Annotated in this window: 18 protein-coding genes and 4 pseudogenes; 14 read left to right on the top strand and 8 right to left on the bottom strand. The window is 67.6% G+C overall.

Annotated elements, in window-relative coordinates; genetic code table 11:
• Positions 1-81 (top strand): annotated as a pseudogene (locus ACZ7M3_RS49800) (histidine phosphatase family protein); the annotation flags it as partial.
• Positions 82-946: 865 nt separating this feature from the next.
• Positions 947-2,011, top strand: coding sequence for a DUF6292 family protein (locus tag ACZ7M3_RS49795; protein WP_472073049.1), 1,065 nt, complete (start codon positions 947-949; stop codon positions 2,009-2,011).
• Between the two features lie 388 nt (positions 2,012-2,399).
• Here the strand turns inward: ACZ7M3_RS49795 and ACZ7M3_RS49790 are convergent, their stop codons facing one another.
• Positions 2,400-3,572, bottom strand: a complete 1,173-nt coding sequence (locus ACZ7M3_RS49790; RefSeq protein WP_472073047.1) for an HNH endonuclease — start codon at positions 3,570-3,572, stop codon at positions 2,400-2,402.
• Positions 3,573-4,189: 617 nt separating this feature from the next.
• On the opposite strand from ACZ7M3_RS49790, the pseudogene ACZ7M3_RS49785 reads away from it, so the two are divergent.
• Together ACZ7M3_RS49785 and ACZ7M3_RS49780 are read left to right on the top strand one after the other, a co-directional pair.
• Positions 4,190-4,367: pseudogene (locus ACZ7M3_RS49785) on the top strand (telomere-protecting terminal protein Tpg); the annotation flags it as partial.
• Between the two features lie 179 nt (positions 4,368-4,546).
• A protein-coding gene (locus ACZ7M3_RS49780; RefSeq protein ID WP_472073045.1) for an IS3 family transposase occupies positions 4,547-5,784 on the top strand; the annotation gives its coding sequence in 2 pieces (ribosomal slippage) (positions 4,547-4,877 and positions 4,877-5,784; 1,239 coding nt in all).
• A gap of 322 nt (positions 5,785-6,106) precedes the next feature.
• Here the strand turns inward: ACZ7M3_RS49780 and ACZ7M3_RS49775 are convergent.
• Both ACZ7M3_RS49775 and ACZ7M3_RS49770 read right to left on the bottom strand, forming a co-directional pair.
• Entirely contained in the window at positions 6,107-6,433 is a 327-nt protein-coding gene (locus tag ACZ7M3_RS49775; RefSeq protein ID WP_472073043.1) for a hypothetical protein, read from the bottom strand.
• 350 nt (positions 6,434-6,783) lie between these two features.
• Complete coding sequence (locus ACZ7M3_RS49770; RefSeq protein WP_472073041.1) at positions 6,784-7,008, bottom strand: dTMP kinase; 225 nt, start codon at positions 7,006-7,008, stop codon at positions 6,784-6,786.
• Between the two features lie 173 nt (positions 7,009-7,181).
• Here ACZ7M3_RS49770 and fxsT point away from each other — a divergent pair, with 173 nt between their 5' ends.
• Both fxsT and ACZ7M3_RS49760 read left to right on the top strand, forming a co-directional pair.
• Positions 7,182-11,057 carry an FxSxx-COOH system tetratricopeptide repeat protein gene (gene fxsT / locus ACZ7M3_RS49765; protein WP_472073039.1) on the top strand — a complete coding sequence of 1,292 codons (3,876 nt, stop codon included), beginning with the start codon at positions 7,182-7,184 and terminating at the stop codon, positions 11,055-11,057.
• Between the two features lie 598 nt (positions 11,058-11,655).
• Entirely contained in the window at positions 11,656-12,621 is a 966-nt protein-coding gene (locus tag ACZ7M3_RS49760; RefSeq protein WP_472073037.1) for a restriction endonuclease, read from the top strand.
• 92 nt (positions 12,622-12,713) lie between these two features.
• Here the strand turns inward: ACZ7M3_RS49760 and ACZ7M3_RS49755 are convergent, their stop codons facing one another.
• On the bottom strand, positions 12,714-14,687 hold the full coding sequence (locus ACZ7M3_RS49755) for a DNA/RNA helicase domain-containing protein (RefSeq protein ID WP_472073035.1): 1,974 nt from the start codon (positions 14,685-14,687) through the stop codon (positions 12,714-12,716).
• 184 nt (positions 14,688-14,871) lie between these two features.
• On the opposite strand from ACZ7M3_RS49755, the gene ACZ7M3_RS49750 reads away from it, so the two are divergent.
• Positions 14,872-15,837, top strand: coding sequence for a protein NO VEIN domain-containing protein (locus tag ACZ7M3_RS49750; protein ID WP_472073033.1), 966 nt, complete (start codon positions 14,872-14,874; stop codon positions 15,835-15,837).
• A gap of 168 nt (positions 15,838-16,005) precedes the next feature.
• Positions 16,006-16,469: pseudogene (locus ACZ7M3_RS49745) on the top strand (P-loop NTPase family protein); the annotation flags it as partial.
• A gap of 450 nt (positions 16,470-16,919) precedes the next feature.
• Here the strand turns inward: ACZ7M3_RS49745 and ACZ7M3_RS49740 are convergent.
• Both ACZ7M3_RS49740 and ACZ7M3_RS49735 read right to left on the bottom strand, forming a co-directional pair.
• Entirely contained in the window at positions 16,920-17,420 is a 501-nt protein-coding gene (locus ACZ7M3_RS49740; RefSeq protein WP_472073031.1) for an NUDIX domain-containing protein, read from the bottom strand.
• Positions 17,421-17,456: 36 nt separating this feature from the next.
• A pseudogene (locus tag ACZ7M3_RS49735) lies at positions 17,457-18,810 on the bottom strand (tetratricopeptide repeat protein).
• 225 nt (positions 18,811-19,035) lie between these two features.
• Between ACZ7M3_RS49735 and ACZ7M3_RS49730 the strand changes: the two are divergent.
• The 4 genes from ACZ7M3_RS49730 to ACZ7M3_RS49715 all read left to right on the top strand — a co-directional run bounded on the left by ACZ7M3_RS49730 (position 19,036) and on the right by ACZ7M3_RS49715 (position 22,102).
• Positions 19,036-19,785, top strand: coding sequence for a hypothetical protein (locus tag ACZ7M3_RS49730; RefSeq protein ID WP_472073029.1), 750 nt, complete (start codon positions 19,036-19,038; stop codon positions 19,783-19,785).
• A 73-nt stretch (positions 19,786-19,858) separates the two neighbouring features.
• On the top strand, positions 19,859-20,770 hold the full coding sequence (locus ACZ7M3_RS49725; RefSeq protein ID WP_472073027.1) for a phosphotransferase family protein: 912 nt from the start codon (positions 19,859-19,861) through the stop codon (positions 20,768-20,770).
• Entirely contained in the window at positions 20,771-21,463 is a 693-nt protein-coding gene (locus tag ACZ7M3_RS49720) for a class I SAM-dependent methyltransferase (RefSeq protein ID WP_472073025.1), read from the top strand.
• Between the two features lie 27 nt (positions 21,464-21,490).
• Entirely contained in the window at positions 21,491-22,102 is a 612-nt protein-coding gene (locus tag ACZ7M3_RS49715) for an HAD domain-containing protein (protein ID WP_472073023.1), read from the top strand.
• Between the two features lie 317 nt (positions 22,103-22,419).
• Here the strand turns inward: ACZ7M3_RS49715 and ACZ7M3_RS49710 are convergent, their stop codons facing one another.
• Positions 22,420-22,623 carry a hypothetical protein gene (locus ACZ7M3_RS49710; RefSeq protein ID WP_472073021.1) on the bottom strand — a complete coding sequence of 68 codons (204 nt, stop codon included), beginning with the start codon at positions 22,621-22,623 and terminating at the stop codon, positions 22,420-22,422.
• A 2-nt stretch (positions 22,624-22,625) separates the two neighbouring features.
• The gene (locus tag ACZ7M3_RS49705) at positions 22,626-22,781 is read right to left on the bottom strand and encodes a hypothetical protein (RefSeq protein ID WP_472073019.1); all 156 of its coding nucleotides are present in this window, start codon (positions 22,779-22,781) and stop codon (positions 22,626-22,628) included.
• 375 nt (positions 22,782-23,156) lie between these two features.
• Between ACZ7M3_RS49705 and ACZ7M3_RS49700 the strand changes: the two genes are divergently transcribed.
• A complete protein-coding gene (locus ACZ7M3_RS49700) occupies positions 23,157-23,552 on the top strand; it encodes a hypothetical protein (RefSeq protein ID WP_472073017.1) in 396 nt (131 codons plus the stop codon).
• A gap of 902 nt (positions 23,553-24,454) precedes the next feature.
• Complete coding sequence (locus ACZ7M3_RS49695; protein ID WP_472073015.1) at positions 24,455-26,677, top strand: hypothetical protein; 2,223 nt, start codon at positions 24,455-24,457, stop codon at positions 26,675-26,677.
• Positions 26,678-26,872 lie beyond the last annotated feature (195 nt).

Raw genomic sequence — 26,872 nt, 5'->3', positions numbered from 1 at the left:
TCCGTGCTGTTCCACAACGACATGCGGCACCTGCCCGCAGAACTGCGCTGGACCGGCTTCCCACCCGAACTCCACATCTGACGAAGAAGGCCGCTTGCCCGGACTTGAGTGAGACGACCTTGCGAAACCCGTCTCACTCAAGTCCGGGCACCGCAGGTCAGGGGCCCGCTCCAACCGGACTTATCTGAGAGCGGACAGTAGTGGTGCGGCAGGCACGAGGGTGCTTCCTTGCCCGCGATGACGTAAGTTCGGTAACTTTCTTTCGCTGGGTGTGCTGTGGCAGCGTGCCCGGACCGAAGTCATCACTGTCGTCAAGGAGTTCCGCCATGCTGCACCGTGCACGAGCGCGTGCCGGCGTGTTACGCCGCGCGCGGCGACACCGGGTGCACCCCCATCGAGTTCCTGATCCGCGCCACCCTATTGATCACCGGTTGTGTCACTGTCCTCGTCGCCTATGGCCCGCCTGAAGGCACAGGTTGACGCCCTTCGTCTGGACGTCCAGCACCGCCCCTGCTGTCCGAGGCCGCCATCCCATGGGCGACGGCCGCCATCGCGGCCGGCGCCATGCTGCCGGCCGCTGTGATCGTGCTGGGTGTGCAGGCCTGGCGGATCGCAGTCGGAGCACGCAGGTTCGACCGACGGCGCCACACAGACCTCGAGGCGCGCCATGACGCGGTCCTTGAGGACCTGGGCGCACGCCTCATCGAAGACTCGGCCGGCCACCTCTTGGACAAGCCCACGCTGCGCGACACGCTGAAGGAGGCACAAGACACGCGGAGCGGCAAGGCCCCGGACCAGTACGGCGCTGCCATCCGCACGCTCAAGACCCGGCGGCGCGCCTCGCAGCCCGCCTCAAGCCCGAACGCACCGCATAATCCAGGCCCTGCCCACCCCTTCACTCGGAACGCCGACGCCGGCGCCCTGCCCAACCGACCAGGAGAGAGCGATGATCCGCGCCGGACGCCGGAAGTACGCCCAGACCAGTGAAGAGCTCGCGGCCGCCATGGGCCTGAAGGTCGGCAGCTTCCGTAACAAGAAGCCCTACGCGGTTGAGGGCTTCCCTCCCTTGATTAGCTCCGGCGGCGCGCGGGTGAAGCTGTGGGACAGCCAGCAGACCGCCGCCCATCTGGCCGGACGCCCCGTACCGCCCTTGCCGGAGGAGGACGACGACCAGGACCTGCTTGACCGCAACGAGGCCGCCGTCCTGCTGAACATCACCCCCAAAACCTGGGACGACTACAAGACCCACCCCCAGATCGCCCCCCACCTGACCAAGGTCAAAGGAGTGGAGCACTGCCCCCGTGGCATGGCGAAGGCATTCAGGGCTCCGAGGGACGCTGACGCCGAACCTGTCTCCCCGGGCCGCCCCAAAGGCAGCGGGGACATGGTGCCGCGCGACGAGATTTCGGCCCGGGTCGGCGAACTCCTCGACGAGGACCCGGCGGTGACCCTTGCGACCGTCCAGGAGCGCCTCGGCCTGTCCTACGCTACGGCCGCGCGCGCCCTGCCACGGCTGCGCGGAGAGCGGATCGCCGACCTGCTGCAGGCCCAACCGGACCTGACTCCCGAGCAGGCCGCTACCCGTCTGGGCTACCCGACCGCGGTGCAGCGCACCGCTCTTGCCAGTGCCACCACCGAGGTGCGCGCCCGGCAGGTACAGCTGTACCTGCAGCGCGTCGCTGACGTCCTGGTCGGCGCCGGCCTGGCCCAGGAGCAGGACGTCCGGGTGCAGCGTCTTGACGGAGAAGTGCTGGCCGCGGCCGTGCTGTTGAGCGGATCCGGAGCGGCCGCCCTCGTGTGGGACGAGCGCTACGGTTGGCGCACCGCAGTCAGCCGGCGCCACCCGATCGGGAAGGAGACCGGTACTCCGCCCGAGGGCGACGGCATCCGCTACCTCAGCGAGGACCAGCAGCCCGATCCCGCCGGGCTGTTGGCGGCGCTCACCGACCGCCGGCGCGGCTCCAGGCACCCGAAGGTTGTCCACCTGGTCGGAGGAACTCTGCGCAGCTGAGAAGTGGCTGCGCGTGCGACGTAAGCGCGACGATGGATGGAAGGGTTCTGGCCACCGAAACCACGGTGGCTAGACCCCTTCGCGTGTGTGGTGGCGGTCAGCGTCGGCCGGCGTCGGGACCTGTGCAAGCGAGTGGATGAGGGCGGTCGCCCGGTGACGAGGTTCGGTGTGTACGGATTCATCTATGACGTAAACAGGGTTTGCAGCCGTGTTCCCCTGGGAGCGCCAGTCGTGGCGGGTCGTGCGCAGGCAGCGGCCGGCGAGAGGAGTGCCCGGTTCCGTTCGTCCGTCCGTCGATTTCACGGCGAGCTGAAGTCGACCGACCAAGTTGCATGCACCTGGTAGGTGAACTCGTAAACAGTGCAACTGGTTAGATAGGTTGCCCAGCTCAGGCGGTGCGGCCGGCACGCTGCAACCACTCGGCGTAGCGCCAAGCCAAGGCGTCGCGATGAGGCAGGCGCGGCAGGGTGAGCTTCGGGTGGATGATCCCGAGATCATCCAACGTCGGTCCGTTCGGCTGCACTTCCACGGCGAGCGTGTCCGGGTTGATCGCGAACAGGTGGGCATCAAATGCACGGTGCAGGGCCGCGTTCATGGGCAGGCCGTTCCGGGCGTCCGAGCTACCGCCGTCGGCGTCCCCGCGCAGGTGAGCAGCTTCGATCATCTCGGGAACGGCGATGCCCGACAACGGGCAGTGTGGGCCGTATCGGCGGAACACCTCGATCTTGAAGCGCGCTTGATCCGGGCGCACCGTCACCGAGCCTTGCCGCTTCCGGCTGCGGTTGCCCTCCAACGAGAACGGCTCTTCTTCGGATCTGTCCCGGTCGATGATGCGCTTGGGCGGGGCCTCACCGAACTTGACGAGGAACAGGTGACTTTCGTCTTCCCAGCCCTCGACCCAAGCCAGCCTCACTCCGCGGTAGTCGCCAACCTCGTTGATGACGAAGACGGGAAGCTTGAGTTCAGCGGCGGCTTTGGTGGCGTTCACCTCGGCAAGGTCATGCCCGGGGCGTCCGGTGATGGGGTAGTGGTAGAGCGCGCCCGTGTCGCTGAATTCGTCGGGGTAGTGCTGCCCCGTGTGCTTGAGACCGACGGCGACGCCGGCGGGATGGACCTTCTTCGTGCGAGCGGAGTCAACCCAGATACCGCGGAAGCTTCCGTACGCTCCGACGGATCGTACGGCGTCGGGGGTGACGAGGCCTGACTCGTTCCGCCGGTCCACGAGGTCCCCCCAGACCAGGAGTCGCCAACTGCGCTCCTCGTCCACGGTTGTGGACTGGTTGTCCACCACGGTGTAGCCGAGTCGGCGCAGCACCTTGTTTGTTGCTGCCGCACCCCCGTCGAACTCCTTGTTAGAGAGCGCTCCCGTTGCAGGGTGCTGGTAGCCGTACGCAACGCCGGCGATGGCCTTCGCGTCGTACAAGCGGCCGGCGTGGCTGACGTAGTACCGAGTGGATGCGCCGAAGTCGTACCGCTTGCGAAACGTGAGCCCGCCGAGGTCGTCGAATTCGGCGAGAGCCTTCTCGACCGCTCCGGCATCCGTAAGGTCTTGGATCTTCAACCCGCACCCCTGTGTCATTGGCGTTGGGTACGAGCGTAAACAGCACCACTGACAACCGTGTCGGCGTCGTCGATGCTCCGTGAGCCTTGGCGCAGGTCTTGCGGCGAGGTAACGGCCCGACGTGCCCAGCCTCTTGGGCAAGTGGCGGGGCGCGTCGCTGATACCTGCTTCCCGCACAACGGACACGCCAGCCTGGCCATCCGTCTCCCCCGATGACATTGTGCTCGTTGCTCGTCTTCTCCCCGGCCCGGAGGCTAGCAGCGGACATCACGCTGAAGAAGCTGAGGAGGAAGATCCGGTGGGAAGGCGTAGACCACCGCCTCGCGCGGTGCTCCCGCGCCTGAGCGTGTACCCGTCGCTCGCGGCTTGCCGCGACAGGCAGCCGCGGCGGACTCGCAACGGTCTTCGCACACAGGCCAGACTCCGGATCAGCCTGGTCGCTTCGGGAGACTGCGTTCTGCCAGAACCTTCTCAATCATCGCGTTCTGGCCTCGGGTGAGATCCGACAGGGAGGATCCCGCACAGGGTTGCGGGTGCCAGCTGCCCACCCCCGGACAACACCGGTTCACCCGGCTGACGACGGAGTCGAGTTCCTTAATCGTGTCACGGACATGCGGCCGCAGTACGCCGCCCGCCTCTTCGACGCCCAGGACGCGGGCGCCGGCGACCAGCGTCTGCAGGAGATCGTCGCTGAAGCACTCAAGGACGTCTACTTCCAGGACGGCTGCCGCCGCGCCGGCAGCCTGGAAGAGGTCTGCTTCACCGACATCGAGCACCCTCGACTTCGATCTGTAGTAGCCACGCCCGTCATCGCGCGCCGCGGCCTGCTTTCTGAGCCGCATCATGGCTGTCACGTCAGCGCGTTTGTTGTCCGCGAGAGCACGAGCAGGCGGAGCGTTGGTGGGGCCTCCCCCTGAGTGGTGGACACGCTGATACTGGATCTGCTTGATCCGGAGGAAGCGAGAAGACCGCCGATGGCGATGAAGGACTATTCGGACGAGTTCAAGGCCGATGCCGTGGCCCTGTACGAGTCCACACCCGGGGCGATCTACAAGAGCATCGCTGCCGACCTGGGCATCAACCGGGCGACCCTGCGTGAGTGGGTGCTGCGGGACCGCGAACGCCGTGGCATCACCGCCGCGGCTGCAAAGCCGGGCGCCCAGCCTCGGGCGGCGGTGCCGTCCGCTGATCCGGACGAGCGGGTCCGACAGCTGGAGGCCCGGGTGGCGGAACTCGAGGCAAGTGAGCGCAAGCTCGCCACCGAGCGGGACATCCTCCGCAAGGCGGCCAAGTATTTCGCCGGAGAGACGAACTGGTGAGGAGCCGCTTCCAGTTCGTTGACGACCATCGCAGCACCTACGAGGTGAAGCGGCTCTGCCAGGTCCTGGACGTGAACCGGTCCAGCTACTACAAGTGGCTCGCCGGCGCCGAGGCCCGGGCTACCCGGCAGCGAGAGGACCGGATCCTGGCCGAGGAGATCCGCGAGGTCCACGGCGAGTCCGGCGGCGCTTACGGCTCCCCGCGAGTGACGGCCGAGCTCCGCGGGAAAGGGCGGCGGGTCAACGAGAAGCGGATCGCCCGGATCATGCGGACGTTCTCGATCACCGGCATCCGCCTGCGCAGACGCGTGCGCACCACCGTCCCGGACCCGGCAGCCTCACCGGTCCCGGACCTGTTCCAGCGGGACTTCACCGCTACCGAGCCGGGGCGCAAATGCATGGGCGACATCACGTATCTCCCGCTCGCAGGCGGGGAGTTCCTCTGTCTCGCGACCGTGCTCGACTGCTTCAGCCGCAAAGCCGTCGGCTGGTCCATCGCCGACCACATGCGCACCAGCCTGGTCGCCGACGCACTGCGGATGGCGGCCTCGACCCGCGGCCGCCTGGACGGCGCCGTGTTCCACTCCGACCACGGAGCGCAATACGGATCGAGGGCCTTCGCCGGCCTCTGCGACCAACTCGGGGTCACACGGTCGATGGACGCGGTCGGCACCAGCGCTGACAACGCGGCCTGCGAAAGCTTTCACGCCTCCCTGAAACGCGAGACCCTCCAGGGCGCCCACGACTACGGCGACGCCGACACCTGCCGCAGGACCGTCTTCGCCTGGCTGACCCGCTACAACACCCGCCGCCGGCACTCCGCCAATGGCCACCTCAGCCCCAACGAATACGAACACCGACACCACACCGCTAAACTCACGCTCGCCGCGTGATCAATAACCGCGTGCCCACCTTCACGGGGGAAGGCCCGGTGGCAGCTTGACCAGCGTTTATCTCCTGTCGATCACCGTGGATGGGGGATATGATCACCGGCAAGGCGGGGTCGTAGCACAGAGGTAGTGCGCCGCGACATCATCTCGGAGGACGTCGGTTCGAATCCGACCGCCCCGCCCCTTCCAGGGGGCGCCCCGCAGACCGCATGCGTGGCTGGGGGCCAGAAACTTCCGTCATCTCGACGTCGCGAGGGCCGGGATGGCCACCCGGGCCAAGGCAAAGCGCCCACTGATCCCTGCTGCCTGACCCTGGGGCCCTGGGCTACTTCGGCAGAACCTGGCCCTGACCCGTCACGTAGTAGCTGTTATTGCACTCCAAGAACGCGGCTTCGTCCACGTTGGTTGGGCCGCCAGCCTGTTGAGTGCAGAACTGATTCAGAAGCTGAAACTTCTGTGCGGCGGACACTCCAGCAGGCTGGTTGTCCTGCGGCCGGGCATCGCCCTGCCCTTGCACCCAGGGGGCCGGCGAAGAGGTGCCCGAATTGCTCCCAGAACCCATGAGCGCACTGCCCAGGAAGAACGAAGTGACGGCGACAGCGACCACGCCTCCCACGATGGTCACCGGCCGCTTCCACCAGGGTCGTTCCATCGCCGCCAGGATCCGCTGGTACTCCGGATCACTCTCGTGTTCATCCCGCCACCGGTACCGAACCCGTTTCACGGCAACCCCCTCAGAGCCCTGACCGGCAACGACACCGTGCGCGAAGAGTCAGGCAGCGCAAGCTATCCCCAAAATCTTCACGGGGTCTACGCCCATGCCATAAATGTGATCTTGAGCTTAAACGGCGACTGACGGCCGTCACCCATCCGTCTGACGCCCCTCCCGGGAACGGCAGACGGTGGCCAGTTCAGTCAGCTCTCGACCTCGACCCCTGGGTGCCGTGGCCTGCTCGCGAGGCTGAACTACCTTACCCGGACCGAACACGCCGTGCCGGGGCCCTACGGGCCAGGCCGGCTTTCGGTCAGCAGGGTGCTCAGGTACTGAGCGTGCGCGGTCAGGAGCTTGGTGGCGCGGTCGGTGCCACCAGGGAAAAACGGCAGCAGGGCCAGGGCCGGGACTGCCGCGGCGAGGGCCACGAGCACAGCAGGGGCGAGCAGGGCGACGAGCAGGACACGCTGGAGCGCGCCCACATCGCGGGGTGAAGGAAGCCAAAGCGGCAGCACAGAAGACTCCTCGGTCTAGGGGGCTCGGCGGGTCGTGGGGTCTGATGCGGAAACTGTGCCGCTCATTGGGGTAGTTCAGACTCGTCCGAGGCGTTGTCGCAGGTAAGGTCCGGAAAACTGGCGGTTGTCCCGGACAGGCGTGGACAACTGGGCTGCAGGGCAGGGGGTACGAGGTGGCGAGGCAGCGGGGAGGCAGACCGTGGGGGCTGGTCCGAGCCGAGAGCGCAGAGGCGGGGGCGCTGGCGGTCTTCCTGCGCGCCCAGGTCGACTTCAGCGGCAAGACCCTGAAGGTACTGGAAGGCGAAATCCACCACTCCAAGACACAAATCAGCGCACACCTGGGCGGAAGAGTCCCCGACTTGGCGTTCGTGACGGCCTTGATCCGCGCGACGATCCCCGAACCACAGCTGCGCAACCAGCGTCTGACCGAAGCCCGCGAGCTACTGCAGGCAGCCGCCCGCCCCTCCCCGCGGCAAGCACCGCCTCCTGCTGCCACGGCCCTGGAACTTGTTGAGGTCCGAACCCAGCAGGTCGAGGTCTACGACCGGCTCACCCGTTCCCTGGAACAGCAAAACGAGCTGCGCGAGGCCGCCGGAAATTCCGCGAAACTCGTCATGGTCCTCCTTTCGATGATCAGCAGCCTGAAGCGGACGATCACCGATCTGACCAGTGAGCGTGATCAGCTCCGTGCTGCGCGTGCCGCCCCCGATGCCCTGCAGCAGACGCAGCAGCAGCTCGCCCGCGCCCGCGAGCAAGAAGCGCGCGCCCGGCAGGAGCTCGAGTTCACCCAAGACAAGCAGCGCCAGGCCGAAGAGCTTGCTACGCAGGTGCAGGCCCGCGTCGATCAGCTCGCCGACGAGCTCGACCGGCTGCGCACCGCCACGGCCGGCCCCGCCGCAGTTAGCGAGGACGAGTCGCCGGCTAGCCGGCGCGCCGAACCCGTCTCGTCCGCTGATCCGGTGGGTAACGACATCGATCAGGCTCTGGACCAGGTTGCCGCCGTCAACGAGCACGACGATCAGATGCTCCAGCGCATCACCCACGACCTTGTCCGAGACGTCCTCCCTGCTGATGGGGTTGTCCGGAACAACCTGCCGGATCCCGTGTCCCGGTCCCTAGTCGGGGCGGGCACAGAGAAAAGAGAGCGGAACTCTTCAGGGGTGCGATGGGATTTGCTGGCTGGCGTCGTCGACGTGCTTCAGGAGTCAGTCACGGTACGGAACGTACACAGCATCGATATGTGGGTGGACCTGCTGAGCCAGGAACTGGGGTTGCTGGTACGGCCGATGGACGGCATGCCATTGCGTCCGTGGCTGCTCCGCCTAGTCGAGCAGACTGTGTCCGTACCCGACGGGCTGCCACGCCTAGTGCGTTGCCTCGAACTACTTGAGCCGCAGTCCACGGCTGCGACGAAACTGCAGATGCTGGTGGGCGCGTGGGAGGGCGACAGCGTCGTCGACGACTCCGGGCGGCAGTCCCGGCGTAACGGCCTATGGGAGCCGACGGCGCCGGAGCACACCGTGCAGCAGGAGCAGACGATACTGCCGCGCATCTGGGGGAACATTCCCCCGCGCAATCCGAACTTCACCGGCCGGACCGCACTGCTGGCGCTGCTCGAGCAGCGCCAGCGGGAAGCTCGGGGAACATCACTGCTGCAGGCCGTCATCGGCATGGGCGGTGTCGGCAAGACCCAGTTGGCGATCGAGTACGCGTACCGGCATCAGTCGGAGTACGACATCGTCTGGTGGATCCCCGCGGAGCGCCCGGGCCAGATCGGTCAGGCCCTGGTGGAACTCGCCCAGCGGCTCGGTCTGGGCACCAGCGCCGAGGCCACCATCGCCGGTCCCGCGGTGCGCGAGGCGCTGCGCGAGGGGCGGCCGTACTCCCGCTGGCTGCTGATCTTCGACAACGCCGACAGTCCCGAGCGCGTCCGCGGCTACTTCCCCACCGGCGGCAGCGGCACCATCCTCGTCACCTCCCGCAACCGGCATTGGACGCAGGTGGGCCCCTCGCTCGAAGTTGACGTCTTCACCCGGGAGGAGAGCACGCAACTGCTGTGTCGCTCCGAGCTACCTTGCAGCAACGAGGAGGCCAACGCGCTGGCCGAGGCGCTGGGCGACCTGCCGCTCGCTCTGGAGCAGGCTGCGGCCTGGCGTGCGGAGACGGGGATGCCGGTGGCGGAGTACCTGCGACTGTTCGAGCGCAAGCGTAGCGAGCTGCTGGAGGTCTCGCCGCCCCCGGACTACCGGCTTCCGGTCGCGGCCGCGTGGAACGTCTCCCTCGACCACCTGGAGACCCGCAGCCCCGCAGCCCTGCGTCTGCTCCAGCTGTGCTCCTACTTCGCCCCCGACCCGATACCCCGATCCATCTTCACCGGGCTGGGGGGCTCGAGCATCGACCCCGAACTCGACCGTGTCCTCGACAACCCCGTGCGCCTGGGACAGGCCATCCGGGAAATCAACCGCTACTCCCTCGCCGGCATGGAGCACCGAACCAACTCGATCAAGATGCATCGTCTAGTCCAGCAGATTGTCATCGACCGCATGACTCCGGATCAACAGGCCCGCATGCGCAACGGCGCTCACGCCCTGCTGGCCAATATCGATCCCAAGGTGCCCCACGATCCGGCTCATTGGCCGCGTTACGCCGAGTTGTACGGCCATGCGGTCGCGTCCGGCGCTCTCGAATCCGACCAGCCATGGGTGCGCGAGCTGGTGCAGAACATCGCCGAATACCTCTTCCTCCGGGGAGATCATGATGTGTCGCTCGACTTCGCCGAACAGGCATGGGAATCCTGGCTTGCCCTCTTCAGCGAAGAAGATCGGCAGACGCAGCGGATGGGGCAGTGGCTGTGTTTCGTGTCCGGGACGGTGGGCCGGTTCGGCGACGCAACCCGGCTGGCGACCCGCCTCAAGGAGGTCTACGAGCGCACCGATGGTCAGTACATGGAGGATGATGCAGTCGACATCCTCCAGCTCGAAGCCACCGTACGCCGCGCGGAGGGCAAGTTCGCCCTCGCCTCGGAGCTAGATCAGAGCACGTACGAACAGGCCGTCCAGGCTTTCGGCGCCGACGATCCGATCGTCGTACGCATCCGCGACAGCCTGGGGGCAAGCCGGCGCCTGATGGGGCATTACCAACAGTCGCTGGAGCTGGACCAGCACACCTTGGTGCTGAAACTGCGGCTGTTCGGTGTGATCGACCGGAGAACTTTGGCCACGCAGAGCAACGTCGCCATCGACATGCGCGAGACGGGGGACTACACCGGCGCCCGCGCGCTGCACGAAACTGTGCGGGACACCTGCCTTAACGTGTTCGGTCCTCAGAATCCGGCCACGATCGAAGCCACATATCAGCTCAGCGAATCCTGCCTCAAGTGGGGCGACTATGAGCGTGCGCTGGAGCTGGCCATCGAGGCGCATACCCAGTCCACCCACCGCTACGGAGACACCCACCCCCAATCGCTGAATGCCACCCTGACTTTATCGGTGGCGCTGCGCTACAACGGCGATCTGGAAGCAGCCCGCACCCGCGGCGTTGCGGCGCGCGAGAACTGCCAGCGGATCTATGGCCCGCACCACCCGCACGCCCTGTCCGCCGATGCCGGTCTCGCCATCACCCTGCGGCTGATGGGCGATCCGGAGGAGGCGCGGCGCTTGGACGAGACGGCCCTGGCCGCACTCACCGATCAGCTCGGCGATAGCCACCCACTCGCCCTTGTCTATGCCGTCAACCTGGCCACTGACTTGGCTGCGGTCGGCCAGTACGAGGACGCACGCCGCCAAAGCGAGGGCGCGCTGGCCCTGTGCACGGAGTCGTTTGGCACGGACCACCCGATCACCCTGGCCTGTTCCGGCAACCTGTCGATGGACCTGGCATCCACTGGCTCCGAAGCCGAAGGGGTTGCACTGCGCGAGAACACCCTGGCGCGCATGGAGCGCACGCTCGATACGCCCCGGCTGCGGGCTGGGCAGGGCCCACACCCGGCCACCGTGCAGTTGCGGCACCATCTGCGAGCCGACTGCGACATTGCTCCATTGCCACTGTGATGAGGCTCGTACGATGCACCTGCACCTGCACCTGCACCTGCACCTGCGGCTTCGGGCGGCAGCGCGGCTGCGGCCTCCGTAGACGGGCTGGCTTCGATCACTTCTTGCCTGTGAACAAAACCAGTTACGGTTGCGCGTCGAGGGCGGCCTCCGTACCGCGGCGGGCCAAGGAGCCTGCTCCTGCGCCGCCTGGGCGACTGTGCGGATGGTGAGAGGACAAAAAAAGGGGGCGTGTGCGGCCCGTCAGAGCGGAGACAGCCGCGCATGGCCGACTCCCCAGCGGGGCCAGGGAGGGCGCGGTCGTGAACGTGACGTCATCGCCCGGCGGCGTGATGATCAACAGCGGCAGAGAAGCCGCGAACTGTCCACGCAGACAGCGGCGCATGTCTTCGTGACCAAGCCGCGCCGTCCCTTTCGTCAGGCGCCGCACGGCTTACGGTAGGGGTGGATCCGGCCGACCGCCTGCTCCCAGCGCGTCCGGGTGATCGGGTGCCTGAATGTGGCAGCGCCGTCAACCACAGCTCTGCAGTGCCCCTGCGGTGGACCGGCTTCTTGCTGGGTGAAGTGGGGTGTCAGTGCTCGTCTTTAGGCTGCTCGCATGAGCCTGCTGGAACCTTCTACGGATTCGGTCCGCCCGTCGCCGGAGCACATGGTGAGGCGGTTGCTGGAGTCGGCGCGTGAGCAGGCTACGTCTGTGGATCTGGAGGCTGCGTTCGCGTGGATGTCGGAGGGGCGTCTCGCGGACGAGGTTCTCGCTGACTGGCGCGGACTGGGTGAGGAAGCGGGGGTGGAACTGGCTCGCTGCCGGGATGCCATTCGAGCTCTCGAGGATGTGACAGTCCCGCAGGACACTGTGCGGTACGGGCGCTGCGCGGCAGAGACGATCCTCAAGGGCGACCTGCAACAGCTGGTGTCCCAAACGGGCAAGGCCGTCCAGTGGTGCGAACAGCTCCGTCAAGAGGTCATCACGGACCTCGGCCGACTAATCAGGGAGCGGCGCACGCAGTTCCCCTCTGCCAAAGCCGCCCCTTTGGGAGAGCTGCTCGAGGAGTTGAAGCGGGCACGAGCACGCTACGCCGGTTGTTTGGAGACCTACCGGGACGAGTTGCGGCAGTTGTCCGCGGAGGAACAGCGGCGGCAGGAGTACCTCCAGGGCAGCGCCAGCGTCTCGCTTGAAGCGATACGCGATCTCACGAGCCGTGAGTTCGAGGTGCTCATCGCCTCACTCCTGGAACGCGATGGTTACGAGGTGCAGCGCGCGCACGGGGGCGCCGGCGACAGGGGAGCGGATGTCATCGCCACAGGAGGACGCGGTGAGCGGATCGTCGCCCAGTGCAAGCTCCGCAGGACTCCGTCCGCCAAGATCGGATCACCCGAGGTGCAGACGTTCAACGGAACGGCCCGGCCCGATCACCAGGCCACGCATCCGCTCATGGTGACGAACGTACGCTTCACTCAGGACGCGGAGGCGGCAGCTGCGAGGTACGGCATTTTGCTGGTGGACAGCGGTGCGTTGCGCACGTGGGCAACTTTTGGAAAGCCCCTCGAACTGCCTCGACAATGACTCCCTCTGGCCGTCTGTTGGGTTTCTCGTGTTGGCGCCCGATCGGGTGCTACCAGGAGGGATTGCGCGGTGATGGCGTAAACGGCGGGGCTTTACCGGGGATGGACAAGGTCCGCGAGCATGTGGTGGGTGGTGGGGTCGGTGGCGTGGATGCGGGTGGTGTGGGTGCCGCGGGTGAGCAGGACGCGGTAGGTGTTGAGGGCGTAGGGGAGGTATTGGTCGGCGGGTAGTGCGCGGAGTTTGGGGTCGTGGCTTTGGTTGGGGTGGGCGGTCCAGTGGCCGTCGGTCCAGGTGAGGTCGGGGCCGATGATGACGCCGGAGTGGTGGTATTCGAGGCCTTGGGCGCTGTAGATGCAGCCGATCTGCTGGTGGCCGCCGGTGTGGGTGGCCCAGAGCTGGTTGTGGGGGGCGAGGGGGGTGCCGTCGGGGGCTGTGAGGGTGTCGGCGGCGTTCCAAGCGGCGTTCCAGGTCCGTGCCGGGCCGATCGTGGTGGCGGGGACGGTGATGGTGATGTCGAGGGGGAGAGTGGCGGTGCCGCGGGGGCGGGTGCGGGTCCAGGGCCAGCAGAATCCGGCGGTGGTGCGGGCGGTGTGTCCGGCGGCGGTGGTTTGTTCGATCCATTGCTGCAGTTGAAAGGGGTCGTCGCTGAGGGCCAGGCCGTAGTCGTGGTGTCCGGTCCACGGTGTAGGGGTGCCGTAGAGGAGGTTGTCGACCCAGGTGGTGTAGGCGGCGGAGCCGTTGCAACGGAACGAGCCTGTCAGCTCGAGGTGGTGGTGGGTCCGTCCCATGGCCCGGGCGGCGTCGCGCAGTTCGTCCACGGTGGTGCCTTCGTCGGGGCGGATGATCTGGCGTTCGTCGAGGAACACCACAACCAGCGGCACCTTGCGCAGGGCCTCGGTCAAGGCGGGCGCCATGTTTCCCTCCGGCCTGGCCATGCGCTGGGCCTCGTCGATGATGACGGACCCGGCGTGCTGTGTGGCGCTGTAGAGGTAGGAGACGGGAGGAAATAGGTCCCGGGCCTGCGCGTGTCCGCCGGCGGCCTCGAGTAGATGGGTGCGCAGAGTTCCCGAGGGTGTGACGAACCGCGGTCGGCTCCTGTCCTGGTGACGCATCAGATAGCCGAGCAGGCGCACCGCGAGAGCGGTCTTACCGCTGCCCGGCCCGCCGCGCACGGTGACGATCGCGCCCTGAGGGTCTCCCTCCAGCAGAGCGGCGACGAGTGCGCGGATCTCTACGTACGCGTGCTGCTGGTCACCGACGAGCGCGAAGGTCCTTTGCCCCTTGAGCGCATCACCGACCTGGGCGAGTAGCCGGGCCGACGGCGTCCACACGATCCGCTCGAACGCGCCCACCTCGTCCGGCGCGGGAGAGGCCAGGTCCCCGCACCCCAGGCGAGCAGCCAGAGCGGTGCCCTGGCCGGCCAGGTCCTGCCCGGTCACCACCGGCACACCAGCCCCCGCACCTTCCCGGATCCGCAAAGCCTCGCCCTGATCCCGGTCGGCGTTGTGCAGCACCACGGCCGCGCGGATGTCCAGCGCAGGCGCCGACTTCGGCCGCCAGAACTCGAAGAACCTTCTGTAGGCCAGGACTTGCTGCACCGGATGCGTGGTGACCAGCCCGTCCGAACGCTGCACCCGCCTCTCGTCCAGAACCCGCGCCGTGTGCCATTGCTTGAGTTCGATGACCACAAGCCCCAGAGCGCCCTCTGCCGCTCTGCCGACCAGCAGAGCGTCCAGGCGCTGACCCCCACCCGGAGTGCCGTACTCCAGGTACAGCCACAGATCGGACAACCCCGCCCGCATAAGCGCCTCCAGCAACGGCGGCCAGCTATTGCGCCAGCTGCGCACCTCGGCCTCGTCCGGTACTCCGAAGCCCGCGGCCGCGTACCGCTTCACGCACCGGTCGATGAATGCAGGGTCACTTGTCGATGCCGCGATGTCGTGCACCCGGCCCGCCGCCACACACGGCACGCCGCGCACGAGCGGCTCTCGGACCGCAGCACCGCTCGTGCGCGCCAGCGGCACTTCGACGCCGTGCGCCGATGTCGTCAACGACTCCTCGGACATGCGGATCCCCCCTACTTCCCGCAGCACCACACCGTGCGGCTGCTAAGCCGATCGGTGAGGCATTGTCAGTGGCCTTCCCTAGGCTGCGAGTTGAGCACACGACTGGACCCCGCAACCTCTCCGCAGGCTACCCCATCTGAGAGTCTATCGACTGCTCGATAAGAGGATGCTTATGATGGCCTGCATGAAGAGTTCGACGTTCGTCATGGTCCACGTCGGCCAGAGCACCGAGGCACAGCGCAATCTCGAGCACGGCATCGAAACGCTCTCCTGGGGCTTCCCAGAGAAGAAGCCCGAATACGAGGGCGCACAGCCGCAGTTCGCGGTCCTGGCCACAGGTGCCTCGCCGCGCGTCCAACTCGAGAACTGGCTGCAGGACACCGCCACCCTCTACCTCTTCCAGGTCCGTGGAGGCTTTTACGAGGGCGAGTCCTGGCACTGGCCCGACGAGGAGGCCGAGCGGCGCCTGAAATACCCCCAGCGCTTCGGCATCGAGCCCCTGTCCAAGCTCGACAACGTCCCCCTGGGCCCTGACGGGCCGCTCACCAAAGACGGAAGCGATGCCATCCGCCGCTCCGGCACTGACCGGGGCATGGGCAAGCTCGTCCAGATGCCCGCTCAGCGACTCCTGGAACTCGCCGGCATCCCCTTCAACCCCGACCAGCCCGAAGACGTCCCCCTCGACAGGTCACCCGGCTTCACCGCCGAGCAGGTCGAAGGGAAGAAGAAACCCCAGCGCCGCCGCCGCGGCGCTGGCTACATCTCCGACCCCAAGAAGCGCAAGACCATAGAACTGCACGCCGAAGACCACGCGGTGGCCCACTACGAGGCCAGGGGCTGGACGGTCGAGAAGCTGGGCAAGCCCTACGACCTGCGCTGCACCCGCGGCACCGAGGAACGCCACGTCGAGGTCAAGGGCACGACGGGGGCCCCGACAAGTGTGGAACTGACCATCAACGAGGTCCTGCATGCCCGGGACAAGAACAACACCGTCGACCTTTACGTCGTCAGCGATATTAAGGTCGACACCCACACCGACCCGTACACCGCCAGTGAGGGCAGGGTTTCGCACTATCCCGACTGGGAGCCGGCCGAGGAGGATCTGAGGCCCCGTAAGTACGAGTACCGGCTCCCGGAGACAACCGGCTGAGCCCGAGCGCCTGGCTGTGACGTCTCATGGGCCCACCGCATGCACCAGCGGGGCCCTCGGCACGTCCACCGCAACCTGCGATCTCGGGCGGTGGTTGTGAGAGACAGTTGGTCGTGGGGGTTTTGTTGCTGGTAGGGGCTGTTTATGAGGTGTGGGTAAGAGATCGAGGCCCTGGCCGCCCACGACCTGAAGGAAGGCCGCCGCACCACCCATCCCGAACTGGTCCTCTTCCCCTCCTGGGGTGAGCTGCAGGACTATGCTGCCCACGACCCAGCTGGACGTGATCTGCAGCGGCTGGTCGACCTCGTCGATACCCACGGCACCGACGCCATCCTCAGCACTGTTGCTCAACTCGTCCCCGAGCGGCAGGCAGAGGTGACCGTCTCCACCTCCACAAGGTCAAGGGCCGTAAATGGGTGCGGGTGAAAATTGCTGACGACTTCACGCCGCCCAAGGGCAGCGACCAGCTGGAGGACCGCCCCGGCCCGATTGACGACGATGAAGCTCGCCTCGCCTACGTCGCCGTCACCCGTACCCGCAGCCGTCTCGACGTCGGAGGCCTGGCCTGGATTGATGATCACCCTGCCGCACGCCTGCCACTGTCACCGCGGGCAAGGGACAGGCACACGTAGACCTCGCCTCACGAGGCGAGGCCGAATCGCCCCGAACTCTGAGCCAAACGGCTTGCCGCTTGCCCCAGGCCGCCTCAGCCCTCGGAGACACCCGCCCATGGTCGGTCGATGCCTGATCTCGCAGCCCTTCCAGTTCCACACGCAGCGCGTTGTTTTCGGCAACCAGTTCGACCTTGCTGCACCGAGCTGCGGGCCGACTCCGGGCGGAGCGGCCGGGCGGCTGAAAGGCGGTTCTTCCGCTGGGGGATCGGCGATGATCACGGCGGGGTCCAGACCGCACTCTGTGCAGCGCTCCTTGTCGCAGACCCCTCCGTCGGGCCGTGGGCTCTTCCGGATACGGGTCGCCTCGATGACGTGTCCGCAGTACAGGCGCAGCCGCCACCGCTGCAGTTCCTACGGAGGAGTCGAAGGCCCGAAGAGCCGTTGACCCAGAGTTCGCCCGGACAAGTCCTAGCGCCAGCCGTCTAGAGACACTTGGGGGCCGTCGGTGAGGTAGTGGTGGAGGGCGCTGGCGGTGGTGTCCACGAACTCCTCGGGGATGGCGTTGGCGTCGACCCAGCGGACCTGGGCGTGTTTGTGTGGTTCGCGGTTTTCGGGTTCGCCGGTCCATTCGTGGGCGGTGAAGACGACGGTGAGGAAGCCGTTGGGTGCTTCGACGCCCCAGGCGCCGTGGATGATGTGGGCGACCTTCAGGGCCTCGGGCTTTACCGTCAGGCCGGTCTCTTCGAACAGCTCGCGCACAGCGGTCTCGGTGACGGGCTCGCCGGGTTCGCTCTTGCCGACGGGGAGGTCCCACATGCCCTGAGCGAACTTGGCGTTCTGGCTGCGTTGGAGGAGCACGACGCGGTTGGTGGCCTTGTCGTGGACGATGACCGCGGCGACCAGCAGGGTCATGGATTCGAGGGCGGGTTTGAGGGCTTTGGGCTGGTCGTCGGTTGTCCGCTGAGCCACGGCTGGTGTCCCTTCGTCGGCCGGTTGGTGGGCAGCTTAGGCCAGTGCTTCGCGTGCGCGGCGGGCGAGTTCGGCGGCTCCGGGCACTTTGCGGCGCTGGTAGATGGAGAGGGCCGATCGGAGCGAGATGATCGCCTTGCGGGTGCGGTCGGAGGTCATGCCGTCCATGAGGGTCAGGGCCTGTGACCAGGTGGCGACGGCTTCGTCGGCACGGGCCTGGGCGGCGAGGCTGTCACCGAGGTCGGCGTAGGTGAGGGCGTGGACGCGCTTGTACTTCTCCAGGTCCCAGCGGACCAGGGCGTCCCTGTGCTGCTGTTCGGTGCCGATGTGGTCGGCGAGGTCGGTCAGGGTGCGGGCGGTGTGGCTGGCGACGGTGCCGGCTGCGGGACCGCTGACGCGGGAGTAGCTGGGCTGGGGGCCGTCGTCGCGCAGCAGGGCGTCTTCGGCGGCGAGCAGGGCGCGGGCCGCCGCGGGATTTTCACCGGTGGCGGCGTAGGCGCGGGCGTGGGTGATGTGGAGCAGGGCTTCGGTCTGGCCGTCGACGTGGCCGAGGCCCCGCTGTAGGGCGCCTTCGACGAGTTCGACGCAGTGGTGGGGCTGTTTGAGGCTGAGGGCCTGGTGGGCGAGGGCGCGCATCATCCAGGCGGCGTGGCCGTGCGGGTCGGCTTCGCAGGCGAGCTGGTAGCCGACCTGGTAGTAACGCTGGGCAGCACCCTCCTGTCCGAGGTCGTGGTGCTTCCAGCCTGCGAGGTAGGCGAGTTCGGCCACGGCTCCGAAGGCCGCCCGCCGTAAGGCCTCGCTGGGGAATCGTCCGCGGAGCATGGGGGCGGCGGTGTCGGCCAGGTAGGCGGTGACCGTGGTCAGGCCGTGGCCGCCGCCGAGGCGTTCGTCGGCCGCGCTGAAGGCTGCGGTGATCTGGCGCACGACGTCCACGTCCTCCGTCCCGATCACGGACGTGCCGGTGCGGGCGCGGAGCATGCGGGTGGTGGCCTCGTGCTCGTAGGCGAGCGGCATGGCAACGCCGGCGGTGGTGAAGGCGGCCACCGCGAGGAAGCGGCAGCGCTCGACGTCGGCGCGGCCCAGATCGGTTGCGGCCAGGACAGGATCCCGCTCGCCCGGCCTCGGTATCCGGCGCACGGAAGCCGATCTCGGTCTGAGTGATCGTGCGGCCCGCCCGTCGCGACAGTGCCTCGGCGAGGTACTGGCCGGTCCGGCCGGTGGGCTGACGGACGCCGTTCACCCAGTGGGAGACGGCCGACTTGTTGGTCTGGAGGATCTCGCCGTTCTCGGCCGCGATGCGCCGGACATCCTTCGCCAGGGCCTCGTACGTGCAGCCGGTCGCGTCGATGGTGTCGCGCAGGCGGGAGTTGGGACCTCTCAGCGCTGCCACGACCGCCTCCGACCTCGGGCTGTAAACCGCGTATACCGCTTCAACCGCCTCTCACCGTACCCACTGTGCGTGACGGACGGTTCACTGAACATCAGCCGCCCGGCCCGGTTCCGACACCGCGACCAGGCTCCCCCCATCGGCGCTGCGGCTCGCCCAAGTTCCGTACGTCCATTCCGGGTTCGGGCATTCCTGTGCCCGAACCGGCCGATCAGAGACGGAGACACGGTGACCACCATCGACACCGCGGCCATCACGGTCGTACTGCCCGAGGCGTTCGACGAGCGCTGGAGCCGCCTGCCCGGCATCCAGGTCGACGGCCGGCGCATCACCATCGACCCGGCCGAGTACTTCTTCCGCTTCGAGTCCCACACGTGGCTCGTCGCCGACTGGGAGCTGGTCAACTCCCAGCTCCTGAAAACGGACGAGACGACCGAGAACGCGGTCGAACAGCTCGCCCTCGACTTCATCAAGGCCCACGCCGCCCCCACCTCGGACGCAGCCCGGGTGCTCGCCACCGCCTACGAGGTGTACGCATACCTCTTCCGCGACGAACACCTCGCCAGCCTGGGCCTGCCGCAGATCACCGCCGAGCACCTGCGGATGCTGCGCGAGGCGGCCACGCTGATGGCGCTGAACAAGGTGGAACTGGACGGGCACATCTCCAACGTCGGCCCCTGCTGGTTCTTCCCCGCCGCGACCTCCGTCGTCTTCGACCTGGACGACAAGATGGGCGGACTGCTCGATGAGGTCTACCACGGCGGCTGGTTCAACGAGCACCGCCGCATCGAGTCCATCAAGGCCCACGCCGCCCTCGGCGGACGCCTCGTACACGGCTGCCAGTCCGTGCCGGACCAGTCCGGCGGCGTCGTCGCGCCCTACGGTGCCTCGATGAACGCCTTCCGTACCGACCTCACGGCCTTCAAGACCGGATGGATCAAGCAGATCTATACCCACCGCGTGGACCCTGCCCTATAGCCCCGCCGACCCGACGTCCGGGGCAGGCACGTCCCGCCCGCCCCGGACGCCGTCAACCGCACTGGAGCCCCCTATGGACACGATCCTCACCGCCGAACTCCTGGACAGCCTGCTCACCCTCACCGGCCGGTCCACCGCCGTGCGCGAGAAGGTGCGGGTGTGGTCCATGTCCGGCGTCGAGCGCCTGACCTTCACCGACGGCACCACCGTCATCTTCAAGTACGCCAAGAAGCCGTTCGACAGCGAGGACCAGGCCCTCCGCCTCGCGCACACCCTCGGTGTCCCGGTGCCCGAAGTCCAGGCCTCCGCAGTCGTGGACGGCTGGCTGGGGATGGTGCTGGAGGATCTCGGCCCAGCCGTCCGCGAGGCCGACGACCTCGACGGCGCCGCCGCGGCCGTGGCCCTGCACCGCACCCGCACGGCAGCCGCCCTGCCGGTCCTCGACCAGGAAGGGCTGCGCGGCCTGCCGAGCCGGGCCCTGGAGCACCTCGGCCGACTCCGCAAGGCCGAGCGGTGGCAGGACGCGGACGACGTCGAGGACGCGCTCGACCAGATTGCCCAGGCCGCCGAGGCACGCGCAGCCGGAACGAAACTGGCGCCCTTCGGCTGGGTGCACTCCGAATTCCACCCCACCAGCCTCCACATCGGCCCACATGGCTGGCGGCTGCTGGACTTCGCCCGCGCCTTCACCGGCCCCGGCCTGCTCGACCTCGCCAGCTGGCACGGCACCCTCGACACCCCCGACCCCGTGCGCCTGCGCACCCTCCTGGACACCTACGTCACCGAGGGCGGCACCCCCGACGCTCTGGCCGCGCGCGGCGGGCTTCCCGCCGAGAAATGGGCGCTCGGCTGGCACCGCATGTGGGCAGTGGAGTGGTTCATGGAGCAATCCATCCGCTGGATCAACGACCCGGCCACCGACCCCGCCTACCTCAAGGCCGTACGCCGCCACCTCACCGACGTACTCCACCTCCTGGAGGTCTAGGTGCCCGCCCAGGCTTCCCCCTGGTACATGCACGCCCTCCAGCGCACCGCGGCCGGGCCGGCCGAGCCGCTGACCGTCCCCGAGCGGATGGAGTGGACCACACGACCCGGCCAAGGCCCCGGCGCCGAGATCCTCGGCCCGGATCTGCGTCGCAGACGAGTGCTGGAACTCGGCTGCGGCCCCGGCCACAACGCCGCCCACCTCGCCACCCGCCACGGCGCCCAGGTCACCGGCGTCGACCTGGTCGGCCTGCAGATCCGCCGGGCCCGCTCCCACTACGGCCGACTGAGCAACCTGACCTTCATCGCCGGCCACGCGCTGCACTACCTGCACGTCTGCGCCGAGCAATTCGACGCGATCTGCTCCGTCTTCGGCGCCGTCGGCCTGGTAGCCCCCGAACTCCTGCTCCCACCGATCGCTCAGCGCCTCGAACCCGGAGGCACCCTCGCCTTCTCCGTCCCCCACCCCCAGCGCGACGGCCTCCGCCCCTCGATCGACGACCGGCCTCGCCGCGACATCGTCAGGCTGCCCGATGGCGCCCGACTGCCTGTCGCCCGCTGGGACTTCGACGCCACCCGCTGGGAGAAACACCTCGACCGTGCGGGCCTCTGGCTCACCTCGGCCCAGGAGTTCCACGACACCCGTCCCGGCTGCCGGCCCACCACCCTGCTGATCACCGCCCGCAAACTCTGACCCCGCCCGCCTCCCCGCGGAGGAACTATGCACCAGCCCTACCTGCTCCTCGACATCGACGGCGTCCTCATCCCCTTCCCCGACGCCGACGGGACCACCCCGGCCACCCACACCCGCCACGACGTCGTCCCTACCGGCCGGGACCCCAACGACCCGGTCACCGTCTGGCTCAACCCGGCCCACGGCCCCCAACTCCTGGACGTGATCCGCACCGGTCTGCTCACCCCGGTCTGGTGCACCAGCTGGCGCCACAACGCCACCACCCTCATCGGCCCGCTCCTCGGCCTGCCGCCCCTCCCGTACATAGACCTCCCACACCCGCAGATCACCACCAGCCACCCCAACGGCTACCTCTGGAAACGCGATCACGTCGAGGCATGGCTGGGCGACGCTCCCGCCGCCTGGATCGACGACGACTTCACCCGCCTCGACCACGCCTGGGCTGCAGAACGCACTGCCCGGGGCCCCGCAACCTTCCTCGTCCAGCCCCACGCACCTATCGGCCTCCAGGCCGCGCACACGGCTGACGTCGTGGCATGGGCCCGCAGCCAGCTCGACATTGGAGGCCTGGCCTGGATTGATGATCACCCTGCCGCACCCCTGTCACCCTCGCCGGGGGCAAGGAGCGGGCACACGTAGATCTGGACTCACGGGGCGAGGCTGAATCGCCCCGACTCTGGGCAAACGAAGCACGGCGCAGTCGCGCCGGGAGGCCCCCGCACGTCGTAGGAAGGGCGCCCGGCGCCGGACGGCGGGCCGCCCGCGCCCCCCGGTCACTAGGTCGTCACCAGCAGGACCCCAGGAGGCCAACAGGCCCTGGGCGCAGTCCCGCCCGAGCGGGGCAAGGCTCGCCCGGCCACGCCACGGGACTGCCGCCCCGTACGGGCCCATGGAGAGGGTGGGGCGCATCAGACGGGCTTTGGTGACCGTGTGCGCGGCGATCGCCGAGCTGCCGGTCACCGGCGGGACCTTGCCCTGGCGTGCGGCGTAGGCGCAGCGGCCTGGGCCCGGCGCTCGCGCTGTCTCATCCACGCGAGCCACAGGTCCCGCTTGTGCTCGGACTCCTGCGGCATGACGATCTGCGCCAGGCCCAGAACGAGAGACACCACGAGCGTGCCGACCAGGGTGGCCACCACGGCCTCCCAGGGGGCGTTGGCCATCGTCAGGGCTCCGACGACCACGCTGCCGCTGAGGACGCCGACCGCTGCACGACGTACTCCTGCGCCGCGCGTCGGCGCTGGCGACGCAGTTTGAACTCGATCCACGTCAGCGCGGTTGCGCCTGCGATCGTGCACACCACCAGGATCATCCAGGCCACGCGTCGATTCTCTGACGGACCTACGGGCATTCCTCGACGCATCGGGCTGTTTGGTGGGCTATGGGGCTGAGCATCCGCATTTCGCGCCGGCCCTGGACGCTCTGGAGACGACTATAGGAGAGCTTGCACGACCGGGCCGGTGTGACTAGTCAGCTGCATGCTGCTGTACTGCTTCGTGCGTTCAGCGCGGGAGGTACGCAAAACGCAGGCCAGCGGCCTGGTGCTGCACCAACCGAAGTCATCGCCGATGAAGAGGCGGACGCTTGTTGACGCCAGTGTGCGGCCGCGAGAGCCCGCGCTGGTGGGGCTGCGTAAGCCGACTCACGCCCCACGTGTACCGGATCGCCGGTGACCGACGAGGAAGACGAAGGATTGATGACGCTGAATGTGGGCCAACGGGTGCGACTGGCGGCGGATCTCCGGTTGGCCGGGTCGGTGACCCCAGCCGGGGAGCCCCCGGAGGAGACGGGTGCCTTCGCCGCCTCTCTGGCCCTGGCAGCAGGCATCGAGGGCACCGTCGAGCGTGTGGACGAGCATCACCGGCAGCAGAGCCACGAGGTCCGTGAGTACCTGCGCCTCAAGTCGCTCCTCGACGACTTCGGCCACCAGATGCCGTCGGCGAGCAGAAAGCAACTGGAGGAGCAGGTGGGGGCCTTGGAAGAGCAGTGGGTCGCCTACCAGCGACGGATGCTCCGCGTCAGGGTCCGCGTCCGGCTCGACAACGGATTCGTCCTCGACGATGTCCCCGAGGAGGCTTTCGCCTCCGCCTGATCAGGCGTCGGGGCGCTCGCTTTCCGCGTGCCAGCCTGTCAGCCGGGCAGAACACCCGGGTTGGGGATGTGGTGCGGGTCGAGGCTGTTCTTGGTGGCTCGCAGCGCCAGCGCGAAAGGGTTCGGGGTGCTGGAGGTTGTAGGCGGCCAGCCCCACCCGCAGATGCGGCATGAGGGCCAGTAGCTCATCGACCACCGTGCCGAACCAGCCACCCACCCCGTACGGCCGCTCAGCCCGCTCTGACGCCGCATGGCCTCAGTGCTCTTCGCGGCTGTCGCGGCCTTCCTGAAAGTGAGCAGTCTTTCGAGGCTGACCGGTGCGTTGCTCAGTTCGGAGAGCGGGACCCATCGAGTATTACTGATGGGTAAGTTGTTGGTGTGTGTCGGCTGAGCCGGTGTGGCCTGCGAGTTTCCGAGTTCTGCGCACTATGAGCGTTGATTGCTCAGGGTTGCGGAGCCGCCGGTAGTAGCGGTCGAGTTAGTGGCACTGGTGCAGGCCGTAGGAGCGATCGCCTCACCCTGATCCGTCCCGAAAGCCACCCAGCCCGCGCCACCCACTCCCACCGACGCTGCGTCCGTCCCAACTCCACCGCCAGACGCGCCACATTGACGCACTGCAGCGAGTGGTTCTGACCGGCGTCCAGCAGCCACCGGCCATGCTGCACGTACACCTGCCACCGCGGCCGATACGCCCACCCTTCCTCAACAGCCCCGCGCCGAGCCGCGCACAGCGAGCGGCCGAAGGCCATCGACCCTCATTCGCATGCCCTCATCCGCCACTGCTGCGTCCACCCCTCGGCGTCTTTCGACCCTGAGTAAGATCACGCTTGTGTATCCAGGGGTGGGAAGCGACAGGGTCGCTTGTCGGCCTCCGGGTAGGGCGCCGAGGGGGGAGGGGTCAAGATGCCCGAGGGGAAGGGACCGATCAGCCCGTTGTTTGAGCGACTGCTCACGATGGGCTTCGCGCATATGGCGCCGGGTCGCCCGGTGGCGGTGCTGACCACCACTTCAGAGGAGGACCAGCCTCGTTTCGAGTTGCCCTCGTCATGGCGTGCCGCTCAGGGGGCGTCCCGGCAGGAACTCAGCGTCAGCGCAACGCGCCTTCTGGCGCAGGGTCCGCTTCTCCTCGTGCCACCGTGGCAGCGTCACACCGGCACCGGGGGGAGGGCGAAGCGAAATGCGTCCCACTTCGCCTACGACGAGGTCCTTGACGCATGCCGTCCCGCCAACGCTGACAGTGTCTTGGTGGTTCTGACTCCTGCCGAGCTTTGGACCTCAGAATCGCCGCGCGCAGCGCAACTGCGCGCGACGCTGGCTGACCACTGGGACACGCTGGCCGTCCTCTACGGCACGGGCGTGATCCCGCAGATCCATCAGTCTGTCATCGTGGCAGCCGCCTTTTTGAAGGCTAGGCAAACATCCCGGCCGCCGATGAAGATCTTCCGGGTGCCGCACACGGACGAGGGCGCCTCTGTTGAGAAGGACTTCGAGGTCCTGTTGCAGCGCGGAGGTGGAAGCACCCGGTGGGGATACGTAGCCCGTCAACTGCCGCCCACCGAGGAGAGCCTCGACTTTGACCGTCACCATCCGGACGTCGTGTCGCAGCGAGCCGACCTGGCTGGCTTCGGCAGTCTCACCACGCTGGGCGAGCTTTACGAGGCCGTCCCGCGCATCAACATGGCGGCAGACTCACAATGGATCAGCACGGAGGAACAACCCGGTGCTGTCCGGCTCCTGGGAGGCCGGGACGTCTTGCGTGGCGGTTCCATCGCCCTACCCGCGGACGAAAGCTACTGGGTGAAAGCCCCGCCCGGGTGCCTCTTGCAATCAGGCGATCTCATCGTCCGCGAGATACACGGATGGAACGACCCGCCCGGTCTGATCGTCGCCGAGGTTACCGAGCAGGATCTCCCCGCCGCGCCCGCTCACACGACGATTGCTCTCAGACCTCGCGCCACCACCACGCCACAGCAGATCCGCCTGGTAGCCCAGTTTCTGCGCACGCCGCTGGCGGACAGACTGGTCGGCAGGTCCTCCGTGCACATCACGATGAAGCGAATGCTTGGGCTTCCCGTGCCTCAGCCGGACGACGTCCTGACCGCGGCACTTGACGATCTTGACGCGGCCCGCCACCGACTGGAGACCTGGCGCAATGACGCGGAGACACTTCTCGAGTCCGCATTCACCAGCAAGACAGCGATGCAGGCCCGGGACAGAATCGTCGCCCAGGGCCGTGGACTGCGCCTGCGCGTGGAAGCCGCGACGCTCCTCGACGACCTCGGGCACACCGTGCGCACACGCTTCCCCTATCCCGTTGCCTACCGGTGGCGTGAGAGCGAAGCTCGGATCAGCGCCGGCGATCAACAGGCGGCCTACAGCGCAGTCCTGGAGGCGGCAGAAATCCTGCTCTGCTACAGCGCGTTGCTCGCGCTGGCACTCGCTTGGGAAGCTGGTATCCCTCTGGGCTCGACCACGGCGATCAAGGAAAAGCTCCTCAGCGGGCGCAGCGGCCCCGGCTTCGGCGACTGGGTTGCTGTCCTAGAGGAAGCAGCTGGCAGCCGCAAACTGCGCGCGCTGCCGCCTCAGCACCCCATCCATGGCATCCGTTCCCTGCTTGCAGGCGAGGAAGCCGCTGATGCACGCCAACGGCTAAGTGTACGCCGCAACGACGACGCCCATCTTCGTCGTCTTGACCCCATCGACCTCCCGCCCGCGGTGACGGAAGCCTTCGCCGATCTGACCTTGCTCATCGAACGCTCCCGATTCCTTGCCGACTTGCCCCTTGTGCATGTCACCGCGATCCAGTGGGACAGCCTTGCCCAAACAGCCCAGGTGCACTATCGCGAACTGATGGGAGATCATCCCGTCGTGCCGACCAAAACAGCCACCCTGCCCAGGAACGACCTAGAAATCGGCAGCCTGTATCTCTGGGACTCCATGCATGATCTGCACCTACTACGCCCGTTTTTGACCGGCCTGGTCTGCCGCGTGTGCCGCACATGGTCGACCTTCCACGCCGATCTCGTCCCCAAAGACAGGGTGCTCCTCAAGAGCCTCGAACACGGACACGTCCATCCCCAGCCCGCAGATACAGCATCCGCTCTGGCCATGGTCGGCCTGCTATGACTCCCGACCCGCACCGCGCCAGCTCAGGACGCCAACGGCGCTCCAAGGCTGTCCGCTTCCAGCTCAACTAGCCATTCCCGCCTCAGACGCTTGCCCAAGGCGGCAGCAAGCCACCCACCGCCTGGGTCAAGCGTTCCGGGTCTCCACCGGTGACGACAACCTCATCTGATGGACGCCACACGCGGTCGGCCACCG

This window comes from Streptomyces sp. NPDC111656 (genome assembly GCF_055656965.1).
The sequence above is the reverse complement of the archived record's forward strand: the minus strand, read 5'-3'. Positions and strand labels throughout refer to the sequence as shown.